The organism is Verrucomicrobiia bacterium, assembly GCA_019634635.1.
In the GTDB taxonomy this organism is placed as follows: domain Bacteria; phylum Verrucomicrobiota; class Verrucomicrobiia; order Limisphaerales; family UBA9464; genus UBA9464.
This window is the reverse complement of record JAHCBB010000020.1, coordinates 16,548-40,058: the sequence shown is the minus strand read 5'-3', so window position 1 is coordinate 40,058 and position 23,511 is coordinate 16,548. Positions and strand designations below refer to the sequence as shown.

General features: G+C 66.6%; 18 protein-coding genes. 12 read left to right on the top strand and 6 right to left on the bottom strand.

Annotated features, from left to right (window positions below; translation table 11 throughout):
• Nucleotides 1-37: 37 nt before the first annotated feature.
• Genes KF791_13730 through KF791_13715 form a run of 4 tightly spaced genes read left to right on the top strand, consistent with a single transcriptional unit; the run spans nt 38 to nt 6,269 of the window.
• Nucleotides 38-1,780: a type II/IV secretion system protein gene (locus KF791_13730; GenBank protein ID MBX3733642.1), complete on the top strand. Its 1,743-nt coding sequence runs from the start codon at nt 38-40 to the stop codon at nt 1,778-1,780.
• A 32-nt stretch (nt 1,781-1,812) separates the two neighbouring features.
• Entirely contained in the window at nt 1,813-3,159 is a 1,347-nt protein-coding gene (locus tag KF791_13725) for a hypothetical protein (protein MBX3733641.1), read from the top strand.
• Complete coding sequence (locus KF791_13720) at nt 3,156-3,809, top strand: hypothetical protein (protein ID MBX3733640.1); 654 nt, start codon at nt 3,156-3,158, stop codon at nt 3,807-3,809. Before KF791_13725 ends, KF791_13720 begins: the two co-directional genes overlap by 4 nt.
• Nucleotides 3,810-3,815: 6 nt before the next feature.
• On the top strand, nt 3,816-6,269 hold the full coding sequence (locus tag KF791_13715; protein ID MBX3733639.1) for a hypothetical protein: 2,454 nt from the start codon (nt 3,816-3,818) through the stop codon (nt 6,267-6,269).
• Here the strand turns inward: KF791_13715 and KF791_13710 are convergent.
• Nucleotides 6,260-7,243 carry a hypothetical protein gene (locus KF791_13710; protein MBX3733638.1) on the bottom strand — a complete coding sequence of 328 codons (984 nt, stop codon included), beginning with the start codon at nt 7,241-7,243 and terminating at the stop codon, nt 6,260-6,262. The genes KF791_13715 and KF791_13710 overlap by 10 nt on opposite strands.
• A gap of 283 nt (nt 7,244-7,526) precedes the next feature.
• Here KF791_13710 and KF791_13705 point away from each other — a divergent pair, with 283 nt between their 5' ends.
• A complete protein-coding gene (locus KF791_13705) occupies nt 7,527-8,240 on the top strand; it encodes an rRNA pseudouridine synthase (GenBank protein ID MBX3733637.1) in 714 nt (237 codons plus the stop codon).
• Nucleotides 8,241-8,340: 100 nt separating this feature from the next.
• Here the strand turns inward: KF791_13705 and KF791_13700 are convergent, their stop codons facing one another.
• Together KF791_13700 and KF791_13695 are read right to left on the bottom strand one after the other, a co-directional pair.
• Complete coding sequence (locus KF791_13700) at nt 8,341-9,051, bottom strand: DUF4410 domain-containing protein (protein MBX3733636.1); 711 nt, start codon at nt 9,049-9,051, stop codon at nt 8,341-8,343.
• A gap of 391 nt (nt 9,052-9,442) precedes the next feature.
• A complete protein-coding gene (locus tag KF791_13695; GenBank protein ID MBX3733635.1) occupies nt 9,443-10,942 on the bottom strand; it encodes a YdiU family protein in 1,500 nt (499 codons plus the stop codon).
• 325 nt (nt 10,943-11,267) lie between these two features.
• On the opposite strand from KF791_13695, the gene KF791_13690 reads away from it, so the two are divergent.
• A complete protein-coding gene (locus tag KF791_13690) occupies nt 11,268-12,671 on the top strand; it encodes a patatin-like phospholipase family protein (protein MBX3733634.1) in 1,404 nt (467 codons plus the stop codon).
• An 8-nt stretch (nt 12,672-12,679) separates the two neighbouring features.
• On the opposite strand, the gene KF791_13685 is transcribed toward KF791_13690, so the two are convergent.
• Complete coding sequence (locus KF791_13685) at nt 12,680-13,822, bottom strand: lactonase family protein (GenBank protein ID MBX3733633.1); 1,143 nt, start codon at nt 13,820-13,822, stop codon at nt 12,680-12,682.
• Between the two features lie 703 nt (nt 13,823-14,525).
• Nucleotides 14,526-14,861 (bottom strand): hypothetical protein, encoded by a 336-nt coding sequence (locus KF791_13680; GenBank protein ID MBX3733632.1) that lies wholly within the window; start codon nt 14,859-14,861, stop codon nt 14,526-14,528.
• Nucleotides 14,862-14,984: 123 nt separating this feature from the next.
• On the opposite strand from KF791_13680, the gene KF791_13675 reads away from it, so the two are divergent.
• On the top strand, nt 14,985-18,119 hold the full coding sequence (locus tag KF791_13675; GenBank protein MBX3733631.1) for a PD40 domain-containing protein: 3,135 nt from the start codon (nt 14,985-14,987) through the stop codon (nt 18,117-18,119).
• On the opposite strand, the gene KF791_13670 is transcribed toward KF791_13675, so the two are convergent.
• Nucleotides 18,102-18,410 (bottom strand): transposase, encoded by a 309-nt coding sequence (locus KF791_13670; protein MBX3733630.1) that lies wholly within the window; start codon nt 18,408-18,410, stop codon nt 18,102-18,104. The two genes, KF791_13675 and KF791_13670, sit on opposite strands and share 18 nt — an antisense overlap.
• Nucleotides 18,411-18,868: 458 nt before the next feature.
• On the opposite strand from KF791_13670, the gene KF791_13665 reads away from it, so the two are divergent.
• From KF791_13665 to KF791_13645, 5 genes are all read left to right on the top strand, one after another.
• Nucleotides 18,869-19,534, top strand: coding sequence for an ASCH domain-containing protein (locus tag KF791_13665; GenBank protein MBX3733629.1), 666 nt, complete (start codon nt 18,869-18,871; stop codon nt 19,532-19,534).
• A 541-nt stretch (nt 19,535-20,075) separates the two neighbouring features.
• Nucleotides 20,076-21,155, top strand: a complete 1,080-nt coding sequence (locus KF791_13660) for a formylglycine-generating enzyme family protein (protein MBX3733628.1) — start codon at nt 20,076-20,078, stop codon at nt 21,153-21,155.
• Between the two features lie 36 nt (nt 21,156-21,191).
• The gene (locus KF791_13655) at nt 21,192-21,548 is read left to right on the top strand and encodes a metallopeptidase family protein (GenBank protein MBX3733627.1); all 357 of its coding nucleotides are present in this window, start codon (nt 21,192-21,194) and stop codon (nt 21,546-21,548) included.
• 229 nt (nt 21,549-21,777) lie between these two features.
• Nucleotides 21,778-22,593, top strand: coding sequence for a hypothetical protein (locus KF791_13650; GenBank protein MBX3733626.1), 816 nt, complete (start codon nt 21,778-21,780; stop codon nt 22,591-22,593).
• Nucleotides 22,594-23,141: 548 nt separating this feature from the next.
• Nucleotides 23,142-23,465, top strand: a complete 324-nt coding sequence (locus tag KF791_13645) for a DUF971 domain-containing protein (protein ID MBX3733625.1) — start codon at nt 23,142-23,144, stop codon at nt 23,463-23,465.
• The last annotated feature ends 46 nt before the right edge of the window (nt 23,466-23,511 follow it).

The following is a 23,511-nucleotide window of genomic DNA, read 5'->3' as shown; positions in this document are numbered from 1 at the left end:
ACGGCGACCGTTGAATCCGCCGGAGTCTGCGACAGGCATGGCCTACCGGTCACTTCAAGGAATTCTGGAACGTGCGGAACTGACAACGCCCGCGCAGTTTCGCGACTGGACGGCGGCCTGGAGGGCGGCGGTCGAAGGCGGCAGCAGCGAGACCCAGATCGCCTTCTTTGCCCGGGAGGGCGGACTTTCCGAAGAGCAATTTCTTCAGCGTCTCGGCCAGGCGCTCAACTGGCCCTTCGTCGAATTGGGCAAGCGGGTGATCGAACCCGACGTCCGGAAGCGGGTCTCGACCAAGGTGGCGTTCCAGTTCTCCGTCATCCCGGTCCAGTTCGAGGACGGCCTCCTGCAGGTCGCCACGCATCAACCCTTCGATCCCGCGATGCAGGCCGCCGTCCAGTTCGATGCGCGGGGTCCGGTGCAATACGTGCTCGCGACGCGCACCGACATCGAAAAGGCGCTGAAGAAGTACTATGGCGTCGGCGCGGAGACGCTCGACGAAATGTCCGAGGACGAGCCGATGGAGCTGCTCGTCGGCGATGACCGGGAAATTACCGGCGACGACCAGGACGCCTCGGTCATCAAGTTCGTCAACCAGGTCGTCTGGGAGGCGTTCAAGGAACGCGCCACGGACATCCATTTCGAACCCTCCGAGGACGAGCTGCGCATCCGCTACCGCATTGACGGCATCCTCCACCAGACCCCGCTGCCCCCGCAGATCAAGCGCTACCAGGCCGCCCTGATCTCGCGCATCAAGGTGATGGCCGGCATGAACATTGCCGAGAAGCGGCTGCCGCAGGACGGACGGATCAACGTCCGGATCAAGGGGGCGGAGATTGACATCCGCGTGTCCACGGTGCCGACCGTCTGGGGCGAGTCCGTCTCGCTCCGGCTGCTGACCCGTGGCGCCATCTTCTTCGGTCTCGAAAAGCTGGGGTTTGCGCCGGAGGAGGACGCCGCGATCCGGGAGCTGATCGTCAAGCCCCACGGGATCTTCCTGGTCACCGGCCCCACGGGATCCGGCAAGTCCACCACCCTTTACGCGTTCCTCTCCACCATCAACTCGGTGACCAAGCGGATCATCACGATCGAGGAACCGGTGGAGTACGAGCTCAAGGGCATCAACCAGATCCCCGTCCGCAGCGAGATCGGCCTGACCTTTGCCGTGGGCCTCCGGCACATCCTGCGTCAGGACCCCAACGTGATCATGGTCGGTGAGGTGCGGGATCTTGAGACCGCCGAAATTGCCATCCGGGCTTCGCTGACCGGCCATCTGGTCTTCAGCACCCTGCACACCAACGACGCGCCCAGCGCGTTCACGCGCCTGATTGACATGGGCATCGAGCCGTTCCTGGTCGCCTCGTCGGTGGAGGCCGTCATGGCGCAACGGCTGGTCCGCACCATCTGCCCCCACTGCAAGGAGCCTCAGAAGGTGGATCGCGACTACCTCAGGCGCATCGGGTTCCCCGAGGCCGAAATTGACTCGACGACCTTCCTGAAGGGCGTCGGCTGCGAGGAGTGCCGTCAGCTCGGGTACCAGGGCCGGACCGGCATCCACGAGCTGCTGGTGGTCGGCGAGGCCATCCGGCCGCTGGTCATGAACCGCGCTCCGGCCTCCGACATCGCCCAAATGGCCAAGGCCCAGGGCATGCAGACGCTCCGCGAGGATGGCTGGCGGAAGGTGAAGGCCGGGGTGACCACGCTGGAGGAGGTGCTGCGGGTGACCCAGAACGAGGAACATGTGCGCAGCCTGTTGAGCGACGGGAGGATGGCCGAAACATGAAAGCCCGGGCCGCACGTCATCAGTCCTGCTCCGTGCTGGCCGTCTCCCCCCTCGGTCGGCGGGTCTGGCAGTTCGAGGTCGCCCGGCACCGCGTCAAGCCCTCCGGCGAATTCCGCGTGGAGGCCGGCAAACCCCTGCCCAAACGCCTGCAGGGCCGCGACTGGCAGGAACTGTTCCAACCCTGTCTGCGGGTCGCCTGGCTGCCCACGGAGCTCGCCTTCGTCCGCGCCGTGCAACTCCCCTCGGGCGACCCGGCCGAGCTGCCCGCACTGGTGGAGTTCCAGCTCGACCGGATCTCGCCCCTGCCGGTCAACCAGATCACCTGGAGCGCCCTCGGCATTCCCCATCCTGACGGACGCGCGCAGACGGCCCTGGTCGTGATCGCCCCCCGGGGGGCGGTTGAGGATTTTCTGGGGCAGCAGGCCGCCGAGGGGTTCGTCGTCCAGCAAATGGACCTGCCCCTGGCCCGGGCCTGGCGGGGGCTGCAGCCCACCGAGGACAGCCTCTGGCTCCTTTTCGAAACGGCGGGGGAGCGACGATCCTGCCTCGCCGGCTGGTACATCCAGGGCGTGTGGCGGGACGTCACGCTGCTGTCGGTGGCCCCGGGACCCGGCGGCGCGCCGGCCCTGGCCACCCTGCTGAGCCAGATCGCCTGGGCGGGAGAGATGGAAGGCTGGCTGAGCGAGGTGCCGCCGGTGCACGTGGTCTCCGATGCCGGTATCGCCGGCGAAATGGAACCGCTCCTCACCGCCTGGTCGTCCCACCCGATTCGCAGGGAGACGCCCGCCCCCATGCCCCTCATCGCCCTGGCCAGTGCCACGGCATTTGTGACCGCCCCCGGTCCGCCCCTGGTGCCCCCGGACTGGAGCACCCTTCAGCGGCAAAAATCCGTGGACCGCCTCTGGATTGGCGGCCTCGGTGCGGTCGGCATGGCGTACCTCGTCTTTCTGTTTCTGTTCCTCGTCACGCTGAACGTCCGGAAGTATCAGCGCGACGAACTCAAGTCCGAGGTGGCCACGTTGGGGTTGAATTACACCAACACCCTCCAATTGAAGGCCCAGGTGGGCGTGCTTCAGGAGCAGGTCGCCCTGCGCTTCGCCGCCCTCGATGCTTGGCGCGCCGCGGTGGAACTGCTGCCGGCGTCCGCCACCCTGACCCAGCTCGATTTCCAGAAGGGCCACACCCTCGCCCTGAGCGGCACCGTGCCCCCCGACAGCACCAGCGACATCACCCGGTTCAACTCGGACCTTCGGAAGTCCCAGGTGTCCGGACAGCCCTTGTTCGCCAATGTGAAGGCGGCCCAGTTCAACACCCGTCCGGGCGCCCCGGCGACGTCGTGGAGCTTTGAGGCGGAACTGAGGAGGAGCGACACGCCATGATGCGCTGGCTCGACCGCCTCAACCTCCAGCCCCAGGAGCGGCGCTGGCTCCTGGTCGGCATCGTCGTGCTCGCCGTCGTGCTCAATTACTGGCTGGTCTGGCCGTATTTTTCCGAATGGACCGAGGTGCAGCAGGAAATCTCCCGGCTCTCCGGCAACCGCACGAAATTCATTGGGGAGCTCTCGCGGAAGTTCGGCTATGAACTGCAGCTCAAGGAGCTGCAGCTCGCCGGGGCCGAAGTGCTGCAGGAGGACCAGGCCAACCGTCTGCAGGCCACCATCCAGTCCAAAGCCTCGGAGTTCGGGGTCACGGTCGGCAACATCCGTCCCATCGCCTCCGCAGCCCGCACCGGACAGACCAACGCCTTTTTTGATGAACAGCAGATGTCCGTGGAGGTCATCGCCGGGGAGGTTGAGCTGGTGAACTTCCTCCATGCGCTGGGCCTCGGCGACTCCCTCATCCGGGTCCGCGACATCGCCCGATTGCGGCTCGACCAGACCCAGACCCGTCTCCAGACCACCCTGACGGTGGTGGCCAGCTACCAGAAGAAACCCAAGACCGCACCGGCCACGACGTCCGCGTCGCGACCCACCACTGCATCCAGGGCCTCCGCCGCCACCAATGCGGCACCGGTGCCCGCCAAGAAATAACCCCCCGTGAAGACCCTCCTGATACCCTGCCTGGTGCTCACCCTGGCCTGCGGGCCGCTGGCCGCCCAGGACTTTGCCCTGTCGGAGCCCGTCTCGGCCGACGACGTGCCGGTGGTGGACTATTCCGTCGTGGACCCTGCGATCGCCCTTGCCGTCGAGACCGAGGTGCCCCCGCCGGACCCGGCACTGCCGTTCTTCCCCGGCGACGTGCCGGTGCAGCCGGTCGAGGTGTTCACGGAACCGCAGGTGCCCGTCGAGGAGGTGCCGGAGGAGGCACCCTTCCAGCCACCGGTCGCCCTTGCCACCGAGGGGGCCGTGGTGCCCAACGTGCCCGCACCACCGCCCTCCGCGCCAGTGCCACGCCAGCTCCCGCTCCCCGGGGCCGCCACCAATGCGCCCCGCTTCACCCTGCCCCGGCCGGGGGCCGGGGGGCGTCCGGTCGGCCCGAATCTGCCGCCCCTGCCCTCCACGCCCCAGGGGGTCTCCACGGCCACACCGTCGGCGACGGCCGGCGCTGTGGGTACCGGTGACGCCGAGGCGACGGACGTGATCAATTTCAAGAACATGCCTCTGGAACAGTTCCTGGACGAATACGCGGAAATTTCGCGGCGGACCGTGCTCCGCGCCGCCAACCTGCCCGCCCAGGCCCAGATCAATTTCCGCCCGGCCTCCCCCCTGACCGCCGAGGAGCGCCTCGAGATGTACGACACCATCCTCGCGTTGAATGGTGTCACCATGATCCCCACCGGCCAGAAGGCCGTGCTGGCGGTCCCCACGGCCCAGGCCATGCAGGAGGGTGCGGCATTCTCGAACCGAAAGCCGGACGAATACGCCGAGGCCAGCCAGTTTGTGACCCACGTGGTCAAGGTCGAGCACATCCCGGTTCAGGAGGCGGCGGAAACGGTGAAACAATTTGCCAAGAACCAGAACGGCATCATCGCCCTCGAATCCACGAAGACCCTCGTGCTGCGCGACTACTCCATCAACGTGAAGCGGATGCTGGAGGTGCTGAAGGAAATTGATGTCGAGATTGAGCAGGAATACCAGCTGGAGGTGTTCCCGGTGAAATTCGGCAAGGTGGAGGAGCTGTACCAGACCCTGAGCAGCGTGATCAGCGGGGGCGGTGGGGGCGCCCTGCCGGCGGCGGGAGGGCGGCTGGGTCGTGGCGGGCTCGGAGGCGGCCTTGGCGGGGGCCTCGGGGGCGGGTTTGGCGGGGGCAATCTGGGGACCGGATTCGGAGGCGGCCGGGTGGGCTCGCAGGGCTCCTTCGGCGGCGGTCGCGGCGGCGGCAACCTGTACGCGCAGTCCGACGACCTGGAGCTGCTGCTGCCGCAGCAACAGGCCGTGCCACGCCCGGCCACCACCACCGGCACCCCGACGTTCCAGGGGCGCCTGAACAACGTGAACCGTGCCGGTGCCCAGCAGAACCCCGCCCAGCCGCTGCTCAACGAAGCGAGCATCACGCCGGATCCCCGGTCCAATTCCCTGATCATCTACGCCGCCCGCAAGGACATGGCGCAGCTCCGCAAGATCATCGAGAAGGTGGACACCCTCCTCGCCCAGGTTCTGATCGAGGGCGTCATCATGGAGGTGGGCCTCAACTCCGGACTGTCCTACGGCGTGAGCGCCCGGCAGCGCTACCGCCAGTTCAACGACACCGTGGGCGGCGGGGGCTCCATGGACAACCTCAACGGGTTCGGCTCCTTCACCAACCTGTTCCCGACGATCCCCACGGGCGGCGGTCTCAATTACCTCCTGCGGTTCAACGAGGACATTGATGTCATCGTCAAGGCCCTGGCCTCCGATGCCAACGTCAACATCCTGCAGAGACCGCGCATCATCACCTCCCACGCGACCCCCGCGAGTTTCTTCGCAGGCCAGACCGTTCCGTTCGTCCAAGGCGGCTTCAACAACAACGTGGGCATCGTGGGCACCAGCCTGTTCTACGAGCGGCAGAACGTCGGAGTGCAGCTGGACGTCCTGCCCTACATCACGCCCGACGGCCTGGTCGTGATGGAAGTCCAACAGACGATTGAGGAGATCGCCCCCAACAACGCCGGGTTGGAATCGGTGCCAAACGCCCCCGTGACGAACAAGCGCTCCGCCACCTCGACCATCTCGATCCAGTCGAGGGAATCCGTGCTGCTCGGCGGTTACATCCGCGCCTCCAAGGCCTCCGGCAATTCCGGCGTGCCGCTGCTCAAGGACATCCCGCTGCTCGGCAAGCTCTTCCGGGCCACCACCGTGGACAAGTCCCGGACCGAACTGATGATCCTGATGCGTCCCACCGTGCTGCCCACCACGCAGTCCGCGGCGGATCTCACGCAGGAATACCAGCAGAACTCCCCGCAAATCCGGATGCTCGAGGCGGATTTCACCAACGAACGCGACAAGCTGAACCGGGCCGCCGAACGGCAAATGGACCGTTTGGGACGGCCACAACCGCTGGTTCAGCCCTGAACGATCCGGCCATCGTCTCCCGGCAGCCACGGGAGCCGGCGGAGCATCACCCGCACGTCCGACACTCCGTCGGGATCCAGCACCAGTTCCAGCCAGCCGCCGTCCTTCAACAACTCAATCCCCGTGGGTGAGGGGCACAGGACCGCCCGAAACTCCCGCCACCACCGCGCCTCCTGCAGCGCCGTCGAGTAGCGGCGCACGGTGTTGCCGAGGAAACCGATGCGGGGCATGCCCGCCAGACGCCGTCCCAGCCGGAAGATCGCCGGGGTGTGCAGATGGCCGACGACGGTGAGGGCCACCTGCGGCAGCACCCGGGCCACGGAGGGTTCCGCCCCCAAAAACGGCAGCGCGCTGGGGTCATGCACAAAGAGGATCAGGCGCCGGTCCGGCCCCACGGATGCCAGCACATCCCCCAATTCCTGAAGCATCCCGCTGCGGATCTTCCGCCAGCCATCCCGCTCGACGTGGAGCAACTCCGGTTCAAACACCGGCAGCGCGGCCGGACTGGAGGCGACGCCCACCAGCACCCAGGGACCGGCATCCCGCCTCCACACTCCCGCCAGGCCCAGTTCAGAGCCGCAGCGCGCCCAGCTCTCCAGCCGCAGACCACCCACGCCGCCGAACAGGCTCTGCTTTCCAAGTTCATGGTCCCCGATCGTCGCCAGCAGCCGCGCACCATAGGCCTCCCGCAGACGCTCCAGCGCCTCGCGCGCGCTGGACATCGCCGCGTCGTCACTCACTCCGACAAAGGCCGAATCCACGGTGAAATCACCGTTGGCCACGACGAGATCCGGCGACGGATTCAGCGCGATGAGTCGCCCGAGCCGCTCGTTGTGGGCCATCGGATCCCGAAGCCACACCCACGACCGCCAGGCCCGGGCTGCCAGCTGCAGTGCGGGATTCCGGATCACCCGCGTCTCAAATCCCCGGCGCGCCTGCTCCGCGGCACCGGCATAGTGGACATCCGAAATCACGGTGATCCGAATGGACCCGGGCCCCGATGGGTTCGGGTCGGCGCGTGCCCGGGCGAATTTTGCCGCGCCAGTGCTGGAGAATTCCGATACCACGTCCGGACCATGTTGTCCCCGCACCGGTTCCCGGCAGGCAATGTCCGATTCTCGGGAAAATCCGGGCCAGCCTGCCAGGCCCGCGTGGATTGCCTGCAACGCGGGGCTCCCCGACACGTGCCGCGGTGTGCATTCCGCGGAATGCCGGATCTCCGTGATTCCGTCTGAAGGCCTCCGAGATTCCGGTGGCATGCCCATTCCCGGTCAGCCGATCCGTCTTGATCAACTGCTGTCCCGCTACGGCTATTGCAGCCGCAGAGAGGCGCGGCACTGGCTCCGGGCCGGACGCGTCCAGGCCGCCGGGGCGGTTGTGACCAACCCCGCGCTCAAGTTCCGGCCCGGCGAAGTCCTCGTGGACACGACACCTGTGGAATTCCCCGGAGGCTTGCTGGTCCTTTTCCACAAGCCGCCGGGACGGGTGTGCACCCACGACCCGCGCGAAGGTCCCACCATCTACGACCTCCTGCCCGCACGGTGGGTCCGGCGCAATCCCCCGGCGAACTCCGTCGGGCGCCTCGACAAGGACGCCACCGGCCTCCTGGTGCTCACGGATGACGGCGAATGGATCCACCGGTGGACCGCTCCGCGACATCACGTGGCCAAGCGCTATGAAGTGACGGTGGACGGCCATCTCACCCCGGAAATGGTGTCCCGGTTTGCGTCCGGAACGCTGCGCCTGGACGGTGAGTCCTCGCCCTGCCTGCCTGCGCGCCTGGAACTGCTTTCCGCAACCCGGGCCCGACTCGAGCTGACCGAGGGCCGGTATCATCAGGTCAAACGCATGTTCGCCAGCCAGGGCTGTCCGGTGAGGCGGCTCCACCGCACCCATTTCGGACCGTTCGCCCTCGGGGACCTGCCGGAGGGCGGCTGGTGCGCCGTTCCGTGGCCGGAGGCCGCGGCCTGAACCGGGTGCGGTCGTTCAACTCCCGGATCCCGACGGCGCGCCCGGGCACCCGAGACGCCACCCGCGAACCACGCCCGGGCGGTTGACCCGAAGCAAGACCTCAGTGATCGCCGGATTGCCGCACCCAACCCTGGGTCACGAAATACTGCTGCAGCTCGGCGGCGATGCGGTCCGCAAGATTCCTGGCGTCGGCCTCCACCGTCTGGGCGCGCGCGCCGATCAGCGCCGTGGTGCCGCTGAGGGCCATGCTGGCCCCGACGTTGGCGGCCACCGCGCCGCCACCGGCCATGGGCCCCATCCCCGGCCGTCGCGAACTCTGGGTCGTGATGTAGAAGTCATCCACCAGCGCGCGGCCCGAATCCGTGACCTCGAACGCCTGCACCAGCACGCGCACCTCGCTCGCCCCGAGGCCAAAGCCGACGATCATCCGCTGGCGCTGGCTGCCCTGGTCAATCGAGAGGAACTGGCCGTCAATTTCCAGCACACGCGCGCCCGCCGGCGCTGCGGCGGCCCCGCGAATCGTGCGAAAGCCCTGCCGCGCCAGGCTCGCGGCCAGTTCCCTGGATACCAGCTCCGAAATCTCCTGCGCAATCCGCAGGCGTTCGCGGTCGTCGGCATCCGCGCCCAACAGCTCCTGCAGCCGCAGGCCGATGGTGTGATCAAGCGCCACCTCGTCCGGTGACACCGAGAACTCGTTCACCACAAAAACGTCCGGGGCGGGCAGGCGCCCGGTGTTGACGACCCGATGCTCCACCTGGGTCCGCGCGCACGACGACAGCATCGCCGCCGCGGCAATCAAAGCGACGCACACCGCGAATCGGGGGATGGAACCGCGATCTGGGACCGATGGCGGGGGGATGCGGCGGCGGGGAGGTAAGGGTGGGTTGGAATGCATGACGACAACCACCCCGTGGATATTGCATCGGCCGTTCCGCCATCAACCGCTTTCTTTCGGGCCAGCGGACGGGCCTTCAGGGCACCCAGGATTTTGGCAGAACCCGCGGAACGACCGCGCGCCGGTTGCGGCGATGCACTTTGAAATCGGCGTCCGCTGTGACCCCGGGCGGGCGCGGCTCAACAACTCACCAACACGCGGCGGACGGGGAATGGCTCGCGCGCCCGGACGCAATGCCGGTCCGCCCGGCGCAACGACGCCACCCGGAGCCCGGCATTCGGCCCCGAGCCATCCCACCCCGATTCCTTCACGTCCCGCAATACGTTTGAAACCCGCGGGCCTCCGGTCCGGGGGGGGCGCCAAATTCGGGCGGTATGGCGTCGCGATCGTACGGAGCCGCAAGCACGCGCAGCAGCCGATTGAAGGGACCCAGATCCCCGCCGGCCCCTGCGGCGGACAGCGCCGCCTCCACAAGGTGGTTCCTCGGAATGACCGCCGGATTGTGACGTTGCATGCAGACGCGCACAGACTCCACCGGGTGCGGCTGACGCGACAGGCGCGCCCGCCAGCGCCGGCGCCAGGCCTCGAAGGCCTCATCGCCTCCGGGCTCCGCCGCCGATGCCCCAGGATCCAAATCCCGAAAGGTGTTGGTGAAGTCGGCGCCCTGTCGCTGCATCCATCCCAGCAGATCGTCCACCAGGCTCCGGTCCTCGGGTTCTGCGACCAACAAACCAAGCTTTGCCCGCATCCCATCCAGCCAGTGCTGCTCGAACCGGGACGGAAATCGTTCCAACACCCCGTTGGCCACGGCGACCGCCTGCTCCGGATCGCGATGCAACAGCGGGAGCATCCCCTCGGCCAGTCGCGCAAGATTCCACTGCGCGATACCAGGCTGGTTGCCGTAGGCATACCGCCCCTGGTGGTCAATGGAGCTGAACACGGTCCCCGGGTCGTAGGCGTCCATGAAGGCGCACGGCCCGTAGTCGAGCGTTTCACCGGAGAGGGCCATGTTGTCCGTGTTCATCACGCCGTGGACAAAGCCGACCAGCTGCCAGCGCGCCACCAGGGCCGCCTGACGCCCGGCCACGGCCTCCAGCAGGGCCGCCGCCGCCCCGGGATCCGCCCCAATCTCCGGATCATGCCGATGCCGCGCATAGACCGCGAGGGCCTCCAGGGCCTGGTGGTCACCCCGGGCGGCCGCCCACTCGAACGTGCCCACGCGCAGGTGGCTGGCCGCGACCCGCGTCAACACCGCCCCCGGGAGCGTTTGCTCGCGAAACACGGGCTCGCCGGTCGCCGTCACCGCCAGGCTGCGGGTCGTCGGAATGCCCAGCGCGTGCATGGCCTCGCTGATCAGATATTCCCGCAACATCGGGCCCAGTGCGGCACGGCCGTCGCCCCGGCGCGAATACGGGGTCCGCCCGGGACCCTTGAGCTGGATGTCCAGCCGGCGGCCGTCCGGCGTGAGCTGTTCCCCCAGCAGAATCGCCCGGCCGTCGCCCAGAAGCGTGAAATGCCCGAACTGATGCCCGGCGTACGCCTGCGCGATGGGGTCCGCACCCGGCGGCATCGCGTTCCCCGCAAACAGGGGTGCCGCCTCCGGACGCCCGAGCACGGCGGCATCGAGTCCCAGGGATTTTGCCAGGGAGGCGTTGAAGATGACGAGGGACGGCGCACGCACCGGGGAGGGCGCAACGCGTGAATACAACTGCGGCGGCAGGGCCGCATAGGACTGCGACAGATTCCAGCCCGCAACCGCGGCCGTGGCTGTGGCCGCGGGCTCCGACTGGGGAGTTCGAGATTCCAAGTTTTCCGACTTCACCACGCAGGGTGTTCGGAGAGGTCTGGAAGGTCAAACGACACCGTGAGAGGCACCCGGGTTCCCTGGGGAGAGCCTCCGGCGTACGCGTGTGGAGGCCCCACAGGCCCAGCTCCCGGTGGCGCGTACGGCTCCGCGGGAGCGTCGCCCCACCGGTTTGCCCCACCGGTTTGGCGCACGTGAAGGTCCCTCGCCCCCATCGGGCCCGCTCCCATCCGGGCAAATTCCTTCGATCCGCCACCATCGTTCCCCGGCGGGCGTGGGATATCCCGCTTGACCCTGCCAGCCCCGAACCGGAAGCGTCGCAGCCGCGATGCTCCGATGGCTCCCCAAACCCCTCCTGGCGGCCTTGTCGTTCCTGCCTGCACTGCTGGGTACCGGCTGCGCCCACCGTCAGGCCAATGCCCCGCTCACCCAGGTCAATTCCGAGCAGGGCTACTACTTCCATAGCCGTCCCCGTCCGGACAACTCATCAGAAATCCTGTTCGTTCTCGCCTTCTCCGGCGGCGGCACACGCGCGGCGGCGCTGAGCTACGGGGTGTTGGAGGAACTCCGGAGGACGCTGTACCCGGTGGAGGGCGGACATCGGCGGCTCCTGGATGAAGTGGATGGCATCTCCGCCGTCTCGGGCGGCAGCTTCACCGCGGCCGCCTACGGACTCTATGGCGACGCATTGTTCGAAACCTTTCCCGCGGCGTTCCTGAAGCGCGACGTGCAGAAGGTCCTCGTGTGGAAAACCCTGAACCCCTTCCGGTGGCCCAACCTGCTCTCGGCCCGCTGGGGTCGGTCGGACATGGCGGCCAGGTACTACGACCGCATTCTGTTCACCAACGCCACCTTCGCCGACCTTGAGGCGCGTCCGGGCCCGTTTCTGCTGATCAACGCCACCGACGTCTCCAGCGGCGCGCGATTCAGCTTCACCCAGTCGCGGTTTAATTATCTCTGCTCGGATCTTTCCTCCTACCCCCTGTCGCGGGCCTGCGCCGCCTCGTCGGCCGTCCCCGGCGTGCTGTCCCCCATCACCCTCGACAATTTTGCCGGAGCGTGTGGGTTTCAGCCGCCGGACTGGGTGCTGAATCCGACCAACCTGCCGCCGCGGGTCGAGTTCCTTGCACGGGAACTGCGCCGACCGCTCGACCGCACCAACCATCCGTACCTGCACCTTGTGGACGGCGGGGTCTCGGACAACCTCGGCCTGCGGGAACTGCTCGACGCGGCGACCTACTACCGCTACACGCCGGATCTTCGATCCCGTCTCGACATCACCAAGCTGAAGCGGGTGGTCATCATCAGTGCCAACGCCTACTCCGACCCCGAGCGCAAGTGGGACCTGAAGCCATCACCGCCCGGCTCGATTTCCTCAGCGGTCGCCGCGGCGGGCCATACGCTGAACCGCGTCTCGTTCGACACGCTGGAGGTGCTGCGGGACACCGTGGAAAGCTGGAAGGAACAGGTCGGTGAAGACAGCGAGGTGTCGTTCTATCCAGTGCTCATCAGCTTCACCAACTTCAAGGACCCGAAGGAGCGCAGGTTTTATCTCAACCTGCCCACCAGCTTCGTGCTGCCATCCCCCGACGTGGACAAACTCGTGGAGGCAGGCAGCCGGCTGCTGAATGAAAACGAGGTGTATCAACAGCTCCTGGCGGACCTTGGGGCGACCGTGACGCCATCCACAATGCGTTCCGACCCCGCGCCCCGGATCGCCAACACACGCTGACCTGCGGCTCAAGACGCCTTCACGAACACGACACACACCGGGGAGCCTGTGGACAACGTCTGCCCCGTGGCCGTGAGGCGGCCCGTGTCCGGGTCCACGCGAAAAATCACGATCGAGTCCGAGTTCTGATTGGCGGCCCAGAGGGTGCGTCCGGACGGGTCGAGCTGAAAATTGCGCGGCGTTCGTCCTCCGGTGCTGACCCGCTCGACAAAGGTCATCCGCCCGTCCCGCGCCACCTGCATCACCACGATCGAATCGTCGCCGCGGTTGGATCCGTACACGAACCGTCCGTTGGGATGGACACAAACCTGGGCGGTCGAATTTCCGGGCACCTCGCCCCCGGGAAGGGTCGTCACGGTCTGGATCTCGCGAAGCGCCCCCCGCACCGGGTCGTAGTCCATGCTCGTGAGCGTGGACAGCAGCTCATTGATCACGAACAGCCGGTTCCCGGATGGCGCGAAGGCCATGTGCCTTGGACCGCTCCCGGGCGCGAGCCGGGAAAAGGGCGGGTCGTTGGGCGTGAGGAGACCCCGGGACGCATCGAAGCGATACACCAGCACCTGGTCCAGGCCGAGGTCGGCGGCGACGGCGAACCGGTTGTCGGGGGACAGGTAGATGGAGTGGGCGTGCGGCGCCGCCTGGCGGCGGGGGTTCACGCTGGCCCCCTGGTGCTGCACGAACGAAGTGTGGGGCCGGAGCGATCCATCGCTTGCGATCGGCAGACAGACCACACTCCCGCCGCCGTAGTTGGCGGCGAGCAGGTTCCGTCCGGTCGAGTCCACTGAGACGAAGCAGGGCCCGGCCCCGACGGCTGACTGCTGGTTGATTTCGCGCAGCGACCCGTCCCGCGGTTCGATGGCAAAGGCGCTGAGGTAGCCACCTGGACGGCCGTTCCATTCGGGCGACTCATTCGCCGAATACAGGTGCCGCCCATCCGGATGCACCGCCAGAAAGGAGGGACTGGTGGAGGCCGCGGCCAGTCCGCGGGACTCGATCACGCCGTTTTCGCCATCGAAACGAAAGCCCTGAATACCCTGGCTCTTCGGACCCGTGTAGGTGCCGACATACACATTCCAGATCTCGGCGCGCACCACGGCCATGGTGGCGAAGAACGACAAGAGAAGCGCTCCGGAACAGTTGCGGGAATTCACGGCCTCTGAGTAGCGGGAATGCCATGCCGGAATGAAGCAAAAAGGGCTCCCGCAAGATTCGCAGGTGCGGTGGGGATGGGCTGCTGCCCATCCCTGACTTCCCCCGAAGCGCACCGAAAGCCACCGCCGGGTATGCGGGAGCCGCAGTCTTGTCCAAGTGCATGGCGTGCAAATGGCAGTCCTGTCACTTCGGCCCCAGAGTTGAAGGGCATCGGCGCTTCAGATGCTTGAAGCCCCGCCTACCGTCCTCCCCAAATCCACCAATGCCCGATCCTCCCGACATCGGCTCCACTTCACCTTGCTCCCGGACGATTGAAGCCCCGGGAGCCGGGCATGAAAACCCACCGGTCTCGATGCTGGCGACAATTGAAATTCCCCACTTGGGGGAGGGGTAGTTGGGGGGGATGGCGCCCTGGGTGGTGGAGCGGAGGAAGGTGAGCCGAAGGCGAACCTTCCGGCGGGAAGTCGTTGACGACGTGAATTCTAATACCTTTACAGCGGTAAACTACAGCCGCCGCCACGCCGCAACGCAAAAAGGCCACTTTTGGGACAGGCTCTATGTAGAGGTCTAATCCCGAAGCGCGTCGGGCGAACGGGAGTCAGCCGTCTCGCTCACATGCAATTTGAACGTCACCGGCAGCTGCCTCCCGTCGCTCAGGCTTGACGTTGGCGGATGGTCCGAAATGAAACCAAACTGGCCTCGTCAGCAGAATTTGTGGGTAGGAGGCGGTTCGGGTAGTCGGCCAAACGTCAGGAAGCCATCCCCGAGCATGCCCCGGCCCCAGTGGATTTCATCCACCCCAATGGCCCGCACGCCTTGAAGCACCCGATGCTTGAGGCCCCACGCCACGGTCCATTCCACCGAGCGAAACACCGCCTCCCAACTGACCCCGAAGGCCCGGGTGGTCTCCCGCCAGCTCAGCCGCCGCGCCCACATCGCCAGGAAGGCCATCATCCCAATCGTCAGGGGTGACTTCGCAGGGTGCGCCAGGGCTTCGCGCAGGGGGACATCTCCTGCGCAAAACGCCAGGAACCTCATTCTCCGTGCGATGGAGTCCGTCACCGGGGAGGCAAGATTTACAGAATACAATTTACAATTGACAATTTTAGAAATTCCGGGCTCCGTTGGCTCGTACGCCCGCGGTCACCACCCTTCGAAGCCATGACGCTCCCCTGGTGTTCTCTTCGCCCGTCGGTCCTGCTGATGGCCGTCGCATTCGCGGCATCCGCCGCTTCCCCAATCCTGGTTTCGGTCCGAAGCCCGGATCTGGCCCCGGCGGTCACCGGATCCGGCCCCTCCTCGGGCGGCGTGTTTGTCGGACCGGCAATGGATGCCGGCAGCCGATACGTGGTGTTCCTAAGTGGTGCCGGCAATCTGGTGGACGTCCCCATGCCGATGGGCACGGTCAATGTCTTCCGACGGGATCGCGTGGAGCACCGGACGGAGCTGCTCTCGCTCACCTCGGACGGCGCCGTGGGAGGGCGTCCAGTGCTGGAGTTCTCGGTGACACCGGGTGGCGACCGCATGGTGTTCGCCTGGGCGTCGCACGATGTTCCAGCCGGGGACACCAACGGATGGGAGGATGTCTATCTTCGGGAGGTCCCAGCAGGGGTGACCCGGCTCGTCAGCGCACGGGCCGAAGGCGCCGGGCCGGGCAACGGGCCCTCGGGAGCACCGGCAATTTCGGCCGATGGACGTTTCGTGGTCTTCGAGAGCCTGGCCACGGACCTGGTGCCGGGGAACGACACCAATCACGCGACCGATGTGTTCCTGCGGAACCTGGAGACAGGTGTCACCCTGCTCATCAGTGCGACCGCGACGGGCATTCCGGGGGATCGTCCATCGCGCCAGCCGCTGGTCAGTGGCGACGGATCCCGTGTCGTGTTCCAGAGCGACGCCCTGAACCTCGCTCCTCTGACCAATTGCGGGACCAGTCTGCTGGTTTGGACCCGCGGAGAGGGTGCCTTGCAGCGGGTCACCCTGCCCGGCGATCCGCCCTTTTCCGGGCCCTTCTCAGTGGCGGACCCGGTGCTCTCCGCCGACGGCCGATACCTCGCGTTTGCCTTCCCCCCGTTAAGCCATGTCGGCGATTACCGCCAGGTCTCCGTGTGGTGGATGGATCTCGAGACGGGGGATCTGCGGCGGGTGTCGGGTGACCTCGCGGCTGCCGGGGGTGCCGTCGTCGAGGGTCCGTCCATGTCCGCCGACGGGCGGATGCTGGCGTTCACCGTGGTGGCCGACATCGCCACGGAACTGCCGCAGGTCCGGATTTGGACGCCGGAAAGCGGCCTCAAGTCCCTGGAGGAACTCCGCCTCGGGGTGCCGCCGACCACCGGGGAACCAGGCGCGACGTTCCGCCCGGTGCTGGCGGCAGATGGGGGGAGCCTGCTGTTTTACTCCGACGAGGCGGTGCCCGAAGCCGGGGTTCCCGAAGGAGGCGAGATCCGCCTGTACCACCGGGTGTTGGCCACGGGCCGAACCCGGCTGATTGCCGGGGAGGACGTGGTCTTCGTCGGGGGAATCAGTTCCGACGGACAGGCCGTGCTCTGGGATACGGCGGATCCGGTGTTTGAGCCGGGCGACGACAACGAAGTCCTGGACGTGGTGGTCACCCGGTTGGGTGACGAGGCGCGGGAGGTGCTTTCCGTCGTGGCGCCATCCGCCAGTCTTCGCACCGCCCAGGGCGCGAGCACCAGCACCGGCGGACTCAGCGATGACGGGCGGTTCCTCGGGTTCCTGAGCACGGCGGACGATCTGGTCGCGGGGGATGCCAACCGCGTGACCGACGGATACGTCTTCGATGCCTCGGGCCCGGGCAATCGGCGCGTGACCGGGCCGCCTCACGGATCCGGAATCGTGGCACAGACCCGTGAGCTGCTCCTTTCGCGGAGCGGGCGCTTTGTGGCATTCGTCACGGCATCCCGAGGATGGGCAGCCGGCGATACCAACGACCTGGCCGATGTCTATGTCAGGGACCTCGTGCTGGGCACGACTGAACTCGCCAGTGCCCGGGATGGAACCGATCTGAGCCTGGACCAGACGGCGACTGACGTTCAGCTCAGCGCCGATGGACGGTGGATTTCCTTTTGGACCACCCCGCCTCCGGATCAGTCCCAATACGGCGTGCTCCACCTCAGGGACAGGTCCACACGACGCACCACGCTGGTCAATTCGCTCGGGCGGACGGGGGGTTATTTCAACCCGCCCGGATATTACGAATTGTCGGCCGATGGCCAGGTCCTCCTCTTTAGCAGGGACTCCCGGTCTTCGTGGATTCACCGCGAGGGATCCCCGGAGCTGCTCACCGTGGAAACGTGGTACAGTCTGAGTCCGGACGGGCGCCGGGTGGCATTTTCGAGGACCGGGAGTCCGGCGGGCGGGATCTGGGTCCGCAATCTCGAGGGTGGCGGGGAGCGACCGCTCCTCGAGTTCCCGATCAATACCGATCTCATCCGCGACGTCGCCTTTTCCGCCGACGGCTCCGTGCTCACTTATTGCCGTCGCTCGAATCTGCGGGAGGCACCCGCCGGGAATCCGTGGCAGGTCTGGGCCATGGCGGTGGCGACGGGCAAGCCGACCTTGATCAGTGCCTCACCGGAAGGCACCCAAGGCTCCGGCGACAGCCGCGTCCCGCAAATCAGCGCCGACGGACGCTTCATCGTGTATCGAACGGAGGCGCCCAAGCTGGTGCCGGGTGGCGGCGAGGTCACCCAGGACATCGTGGTCCACGACCGATACCTGGGCATCAACCGCCGTCTGTCGGCGACGGCCGATGGCGGGGCGGCCAACAATCGTTCCTCGCGTCCCAGGATCAGCGGCGACGGCCGGATGGCCGCATTCACCAGCGCAGCCAACGACCTGGTGCCGGGAGATGGCAACGGACTGCAGGACGTGTTCCTGGTTGCCATTCCGCGGGACCCCGCGCCCGATGTGGATCGGGACGGACTGCCCGATGGCTGGGAGGTGGACCGCTTCGGCACTCTTTCCCGGGACGGAACCGGGGATGCGGATGGCGACGGCCTCAGCGATGCCGAGGAGTGGGCCTCGGGCACGGACCCGAACGATGCCGCCTCAGGATGGCGGGTGCGCTGGGAGTCCACCGGAGGAACCCAGCAGTTCCGCTGGCGGGGTTCAGCCGGAGTGCTGTACCGGGTGGAACGGGCCGATTCCCTGGCGGGTCCGTGGACAGCCATCGGCCCTCCCCTGGTGGGTCATGAGGGAATCATGTCGTCCGCCTTGCGCGACGGGATCACCGATGAATTCCTCCGGGTGGTGGCGTCACGTTCTGCGCTCTGATCGGTCGCCCCTTTTGACGAAGCGCGTCTCGTCAATGATCGGGGCCGAATGCCGATGGCCGCCCAGGAGTCCGTTCACCTCCCGAGCGATCTGATCCATGACGTCCGTCGCCTCCCAGCGCGAATCGCTGATCCGATGCTGGATCCCCTGGCAATTGCTCTCGGGAATGTCGCCATGAATGCACTCGATGTACGTCCGACGTTCGGTTCCCGGCAGGCCGGAAAGGCAATCGGTCGCATGCCCGCTGACATCCCGGCCCCAAACCTGGAAGTGATGGGAATAATCCGTCATCAGCGAGTGAAGTCGCTTTCCGATCTGCCGCAGGCCACCGAAGGCATTTCTAGATGGCGCGATGTTTGTCGCGCCTTGCGGTTGGATTCTGTTGGCGGGGCGCTTTCCGTCTCGAGTTTGATTTCATTTCGGTTGGTCCTCCTCCGCGCCAGCATCGTTGTCCTGCCGGGTCGCTGCGATTCAGTCTCGGCCGCAGGAATACGCCGTCATTGACGACGGAAGGGCCTCAGGCGCAGCGTTCGTCCATGAGAGCGTTCACGGCGGTTGTCCGGAAGTGCGCGGACACGGGGCCATACGTTGGGTCCGTGCCCGGGTTCGCAGGCGCTCATTCGCAAGGGGAGTCCTTGGATGAGTTGCGGGGGAATCTCGGAGAGGTGTTGGGCATGCTGCTCGAGGAGGGAGAGCCCCTCTTAAATGCTGAATTTGTGGGCACACAGACGATCCAGGTGGGGTAGGTCATGGGCAGCCATCCGGTACTCACCATAGCAATGTTATTCAAGAGGCCCGAGCTTGATGCGATACGTGCCGGCAGGATCACTCTTGCTTTTCGACGTTGGCGCCGCCCCACGGTCAAGGCCGGAGGAACGCTGAAGACTCCCGTTGGCCTCCTGTCCATTGATCGCGTCACCCTCGAGGATATATCCCGGATATCCAGTGCTGATGCGGCACGATCGGGACGTGATCTGGCTTCGTTGTTGTCCGGTCTTGAACGAGGAAGAGAGGGCTCCATTTACCGTATTGAATTTCATTTTGCCGGCCCCGATCCCCGCATCGCGCTTCGTGAGGACGTGGATTTGTCAGAGAACGAGCTTCAAGAAATTCAGCTGAAGTTGCGCCGCCTGGATGCGGCATCGGAGATGGGCGATTGGACTCTTGAGATTCTAAGTGCCATTCAATCGAAACCACGGCTGGCCGCCGTTCATTTGGCCGACCAGACTGGATATGCCAAAGAGTGGCTGAAGACACAGGTCCGGAAATTGAAGAATCTGGGCCTGACCATCAGTCACCAACCGGGATATGAACTGTCCCCTCGGGGAATCCTCGTCACCAGAGCCCTGAAACTGGCCAAACAACCCGATGCACCCCCTCAATCACGCGCATCACGCCACGAACCGGGTCCCTGACGCTCATTGTGGCCGGCCGAGCGAAGGGTTTGGGCTTCCCGCACGCAATCGCACCCTAAGCCCGCAGCGAAGCAGGCCACCGCAAGCGGCGTACAACCCCGCACCACCGGTTCACCGAGCGCCTGCGCCTGCTGCCGCCGCGGTTCCGCAGGCTGCGGGTCGCCGTCGGTCTGTTCGGCGCCGGCGATTTCGCCCATACCCTGCTCATCCTGGTGGCCGTGCAGACCCTCATGGTGCTGTTCGTCGTGGGCGGCCTTCTGGTCCTGCGCCTGCGACCTGGACCTGCCCGCACATAGACGCGCTCGACCGGAGACGGGGAAGACGGCACGATGGGCGGCATGGACGGGAGGAACGGCGGTGGCAAAGGGAACAAGGGCTGCAGTCCCCGGGCGCACCGCTCCCCTGCCGCAAGCCAACAACACCCGACCCAGGAATCCGCTCCCACATGAAACCTGAAAAACGGCCCGCTGCGTCCAGTCCGCTCTGGCTCGTCCTTGGCCTCGGTGTGGCGCTGGCTGGTGGCCTCATCCTGCTGAGCCTGATGCCGTCGCGTCCGCAATCCGGACCGGCCCAGCAGGCCGTGTCCGTCGCACCGGGCGCCGGAGGCACGCCCGCCTCCCCGGCCTTCGCCGCCACCCGTCCCAACCCGGAGCGCGCCCAGGGCTCGGCCCCCGAAGGAATGGTGTGGATCCCGGGGGGCGAATTCTCGATGGGCAGTGACGCCGCCAGCGAGTCCCTGTGCGGCCAGCCGGGAACCACGCGCGATGCGCTCCCGGTCCACCGGGTGTACGTGGACGGGTTCTGGATGGACGCCACGGAAGTGACCAACGACCAGTTCGCAAAATTCGTTGCCGCCACCGGGTACGTCACGGTGGCGGAGCGGGCTCCGACCCGGGAGGAGTTTCCCACGGCCCCACCGGAAAATCTCGTGGCCGGATCCGTGGTGTTCGCCCCCACCCCGGGACCCGTCCCCTTGAACAACCACTACCGCTGGTGGGCCTACGTGGCCGGGGCTGACTGGAGGCATCCGGAAGGGCCAGGCAGTGATCTGACCGGACGGGGGAGCCATCCGGTCGTCCACGTCGCATTTCCCGACGCTGAAGCCTATGCGAAATGGGCCGGTAAACGCCTGCCGACCGAGGCCGAATGGGAGTTTGCCGCCCGCGGGGGCCTTGCAGGGCGGCTCTACGCGTGGGGCAGCGAGTTCGCGCCCGACGGACGCCACATGGCCAATACCTTCCAGGGACGCTTCCCGCTCCGGGGAGGGGACCTCGCCACGGACGGCTTTGCCGGGATCGCCCCGGTCGCGCAGTACCCACCGAATGGCTACGGGCTGTACGACATGGCGGGCAACGTCTGGGAATGGTGCCATGACTGGTATCGTCCCGACACCTACCCCACCCGGATGCTCGCCGGCGGGGTGCCACGCAATCCGCAGGGACCGGAGATCCCCTACGATCCCGACGAACCCATGGAGAAGAAGCGCGTGCATCGGGGCGGCTCCTTCCTTTGCACCGACCAGTACTGCACCCGGTACATGGTCGGCACCCGCGGAAAGGGCGAAGTGATGACCGGCAGCAATCACCTCGGATTCCGCTGCGTGCGGGCTCCGTCCCGGTAGCGACCGTCCGGTCCCGTGTCTGACGACTGGCACCAGCTGCTGCAACTTGCGCGCGAGGAGGTCCGCACCACCATCGCGAACCTGCCGCCCGGGCTTCGGCCGCATGCCGAGTCCATTCCCGTCACGTATGAATCCGCCCCGGGCGACGGGCTCATCGCTGATGGCTGGGACCCCGACCTGCTGGGGATGTACGTGGGCGACCCGGTGGGCGTCGCGCTGCCGGATTCGGCACCCGTTCCCCGCCAGATCCTGCTCTTCCTGGAAAACCTTTGGGACTTTGCCGAAGGCGACGAGACGATCTTCCGGGAGGAGGTGCGCATCACGTACATTCACGAGTTCGGACACTACCTCGGCCTCGACGAATCGGACCTGGAGGCCCGGGGTCTGCTGTAGATGTCGCGCTGCTCCATGCAGACAGGGAGGTACGCCGCAACAACCGGGTTTGATGCCCGCCGCGATTTGGCCCAAGCTCCGGGAACGGGAACCCGCCGAACGCGATCCCTCCGGGGAAACCGGGCGCCGTCGAAAAACGGTCCCCGCCCCGGTGGCTTGCACCGGCACGCGACTTCGCCGCGTTTCCGATTGCCGCCACGACCTGCGCATGAAACCGATCCGATCCTCTATGCCGTCCGACACCTCCTCGAAACCCCGCCCGGCCTGGCCGCGCCTGGTTGCCGCCTTCGTCGTCGGCGGACTGGTCGCCGTTCCCGCCAGTTACCTGCTGTTACGCCGTCCTTCTCCCGCCCGCGAGGCTGCACCGGTCACCATGCCGGCATCCGGATCTGCGCCGGCACCGGCACCGGCTCCCCTCAGCCTGCCGGAGGAGGTCGCGGAGCTTTACGAACACACCCTGAAAGTGCTGAACGCGGCGGCGGCAGGAGCCCCGGACGCCGAGGTGGTGATGCACCTCAACGAGGTGGCCGGCGCACTGCCCCCGGCCCAGGCCGCGTTTGAAGCGCTGTCCGAGGCCGACCGCGAGCCGGTGACGCGTGCCGCCCAGAAGGATTACGCCGCCCTCGTTGCGGCCGCCGGCCGCGTGGCGGGCCGTCCCGATGTCAGCCGCGAACTCAAGTCGCTGACCCGGGAAACCGTGGTCCAGCTGGGCACCTTTGCCATCGGCGGTTACCGGGTCGAGGAGGCGCTCGAGGCCGCCTATCTGCAGTCCATGGTGGTCCTGGAGAAGTTCCAGGCCGGCGCGCTCACTCCCGCGGAGGCGGCCGCGGACCTCGACCGGCTCGCATCCCGCGTCGGCACGTTCCTGCCGGCCTTTGACGCCCTGGAGGAACCCTACCGCAGCCGCATCCAGGAGGAGGCCCGACGGTTGATGGAGGAATTCCCCGCCGTGGCCATTGCCGCCGAGTCCGGCACGGACTGGACCCCGGAGCTCCAGCAGCACACAACCGAACTCCTGCAAATGCTGACCGGCTTTGCGCGCTGAACGCCCGGGTTTCGCGGCGGGACGCCGGTTTCCCCACCCCTCGGCGCCCTGAAGTCAGGACGCCTGACGGGATGCGGATCAGACACGGCACCCACGCACAATGCGATTCCACATGTAAACCATCTTGCGTGCCGGATTCGATTCGGTTCAGGGTTCCCCATCCACTGAATCACGATGGCAAGTGCACCGCGGGCGTTCCGCGGGCACGGGTCGTCCGAACCCAACCCTGCACGTTTCCGTTTCGAGCCGAATTTCAAACAACCTCCTTGGGTGTGCTTGGGTAACCGGGAGCCGCACGCGCCGCACCGGACTTCCGGGTGATCCTTTCGGAGGGGGAACATCAATTCTTCGGGCGACTGGCGACAGCTCCAACAGCCAGTCCGGATGACCGCACAGCCACGGTGGGGACTAGGCTGGGTCATTCTCCTTCCGCAACCGAGTGTTGCGGGACCCGTCCGAGCGGGTGTTTCCCCTCCTTACCCTCCAAGAACGTTCTCTCATCCGGCTTCCAGGTGGACACCGGTGCTGCCTCCTCCAGTATGGCGGGCATGCAACCGGTGGATGTCACGCCGTTCGGATCGGAGCTGGCGATCCGGTGGCCGGATGGGTCGGAGAGCTTCATTCCGTTTGAAGCGCTCCGGCGCTACTGCCCCTGTGCGTCCTGCATGGGTGAAAAGGACATCTTTGGGACGACCTACAAACCCCCGGAGCGCCCCTATGCGGACAATGCCTTCCAGTTAGCCCGCATCGCCCCGGTTGGGGGGTATGGCCTCCAACCCGCATGGGCCGACGGCCACGGCACCGGGATCTACTCCTGGGATTATCTGCGACAAATCGCGGCCGCCTGCGGAGCCGGCGCGACCGGGGCCTGAGCGCACCACAAGGGCCGGCGGCAACCGACTTGGACTGCCAATGTCC

What these genes read in the sequence shown, in the direction of transcription:
- KF791_13730 (MBX3733642.1), top strand. Translation starts at nt 38, where the DNA reads ATGGCCTACCGGTCACTTCAAGGAATTCTGGAACGTGCGGAACTGACA.
- KF791_13675 (MBX3733631.1), top strand. Translation starts at nt 14,985, where the DNA reads ATGACGCTCCCCTGGTGTTCTCTTCGCCCGTCGGTCCTGCTGATGGCC.
- KF791_13670 (MBX3733630.1), bottom strand. Translation starts at nt 18,410, where the DNA reads ATGACGGATTATTCCCATCACTTCCAGGTTTGGGGCCGGGATGTCAGC.
- KF791_13705 (MBX3733637.1), top strand. Translation starts at nt 7,527, where the DNA reads ATGCCCATTCCCGGTCAGCCGATCCGTCTTGATCAACTGCTGTCCCGC.
- KF791_13690 (MBX3733634.1), top strand. Translation starts at nt 11,268, where the DNA reads ATGCTCCGATGGCTCCCCAAACCCCTCCTGGCGGCCTTGTCGTTCCTG.
- KF791_13660 (MBX3733628.1), top strand. Translation starts at nt 20,076, where the DNA reads ATGCCGTCGCGTCCGCAATCCGGACCGGCCCAGCAGGCCGTGTCCGTC.
- KF791_13680 (MBX3733632.1), bottom strand. Translation starts at nt 14,861, where the DNA reads ATGAGGTTCCTGGCGTTTTGCGCAGGAGATGTCCCCCTGCGCGAAGCC.
- KF791_13720 (MBX3733640.1), top strand. Translation starts at nt 3,156, where the DNA reads ATGATGCGCTGGCTCGACCGCCTCAACCTCCAGCCCCAGGAGCGGCGC.
- KF791_13645 (MBX3733625.1), top strand. Translation starts at nt 23,142, where the DNA reads ATGCAACCGGTGGATGTCACGCCGTTCGGATCGGAGCTGGCGATCCGG.
- KF791_13665 (MBX3733629.1), top strand. Translation starts at nt 18,869, where the DNA reads ATGGGCAGCCATCCGGTACTCACCATAGCAATGTTATTCAAGAGGCCC.
- KF791_13650 (MBX3733626.1), top strand. Translation starts at nt 21,778, where the DNA reads ATGCCGTCCGACACCTCCTCGAAACCCCGCCCGGCCTGGCCGCGCCTG.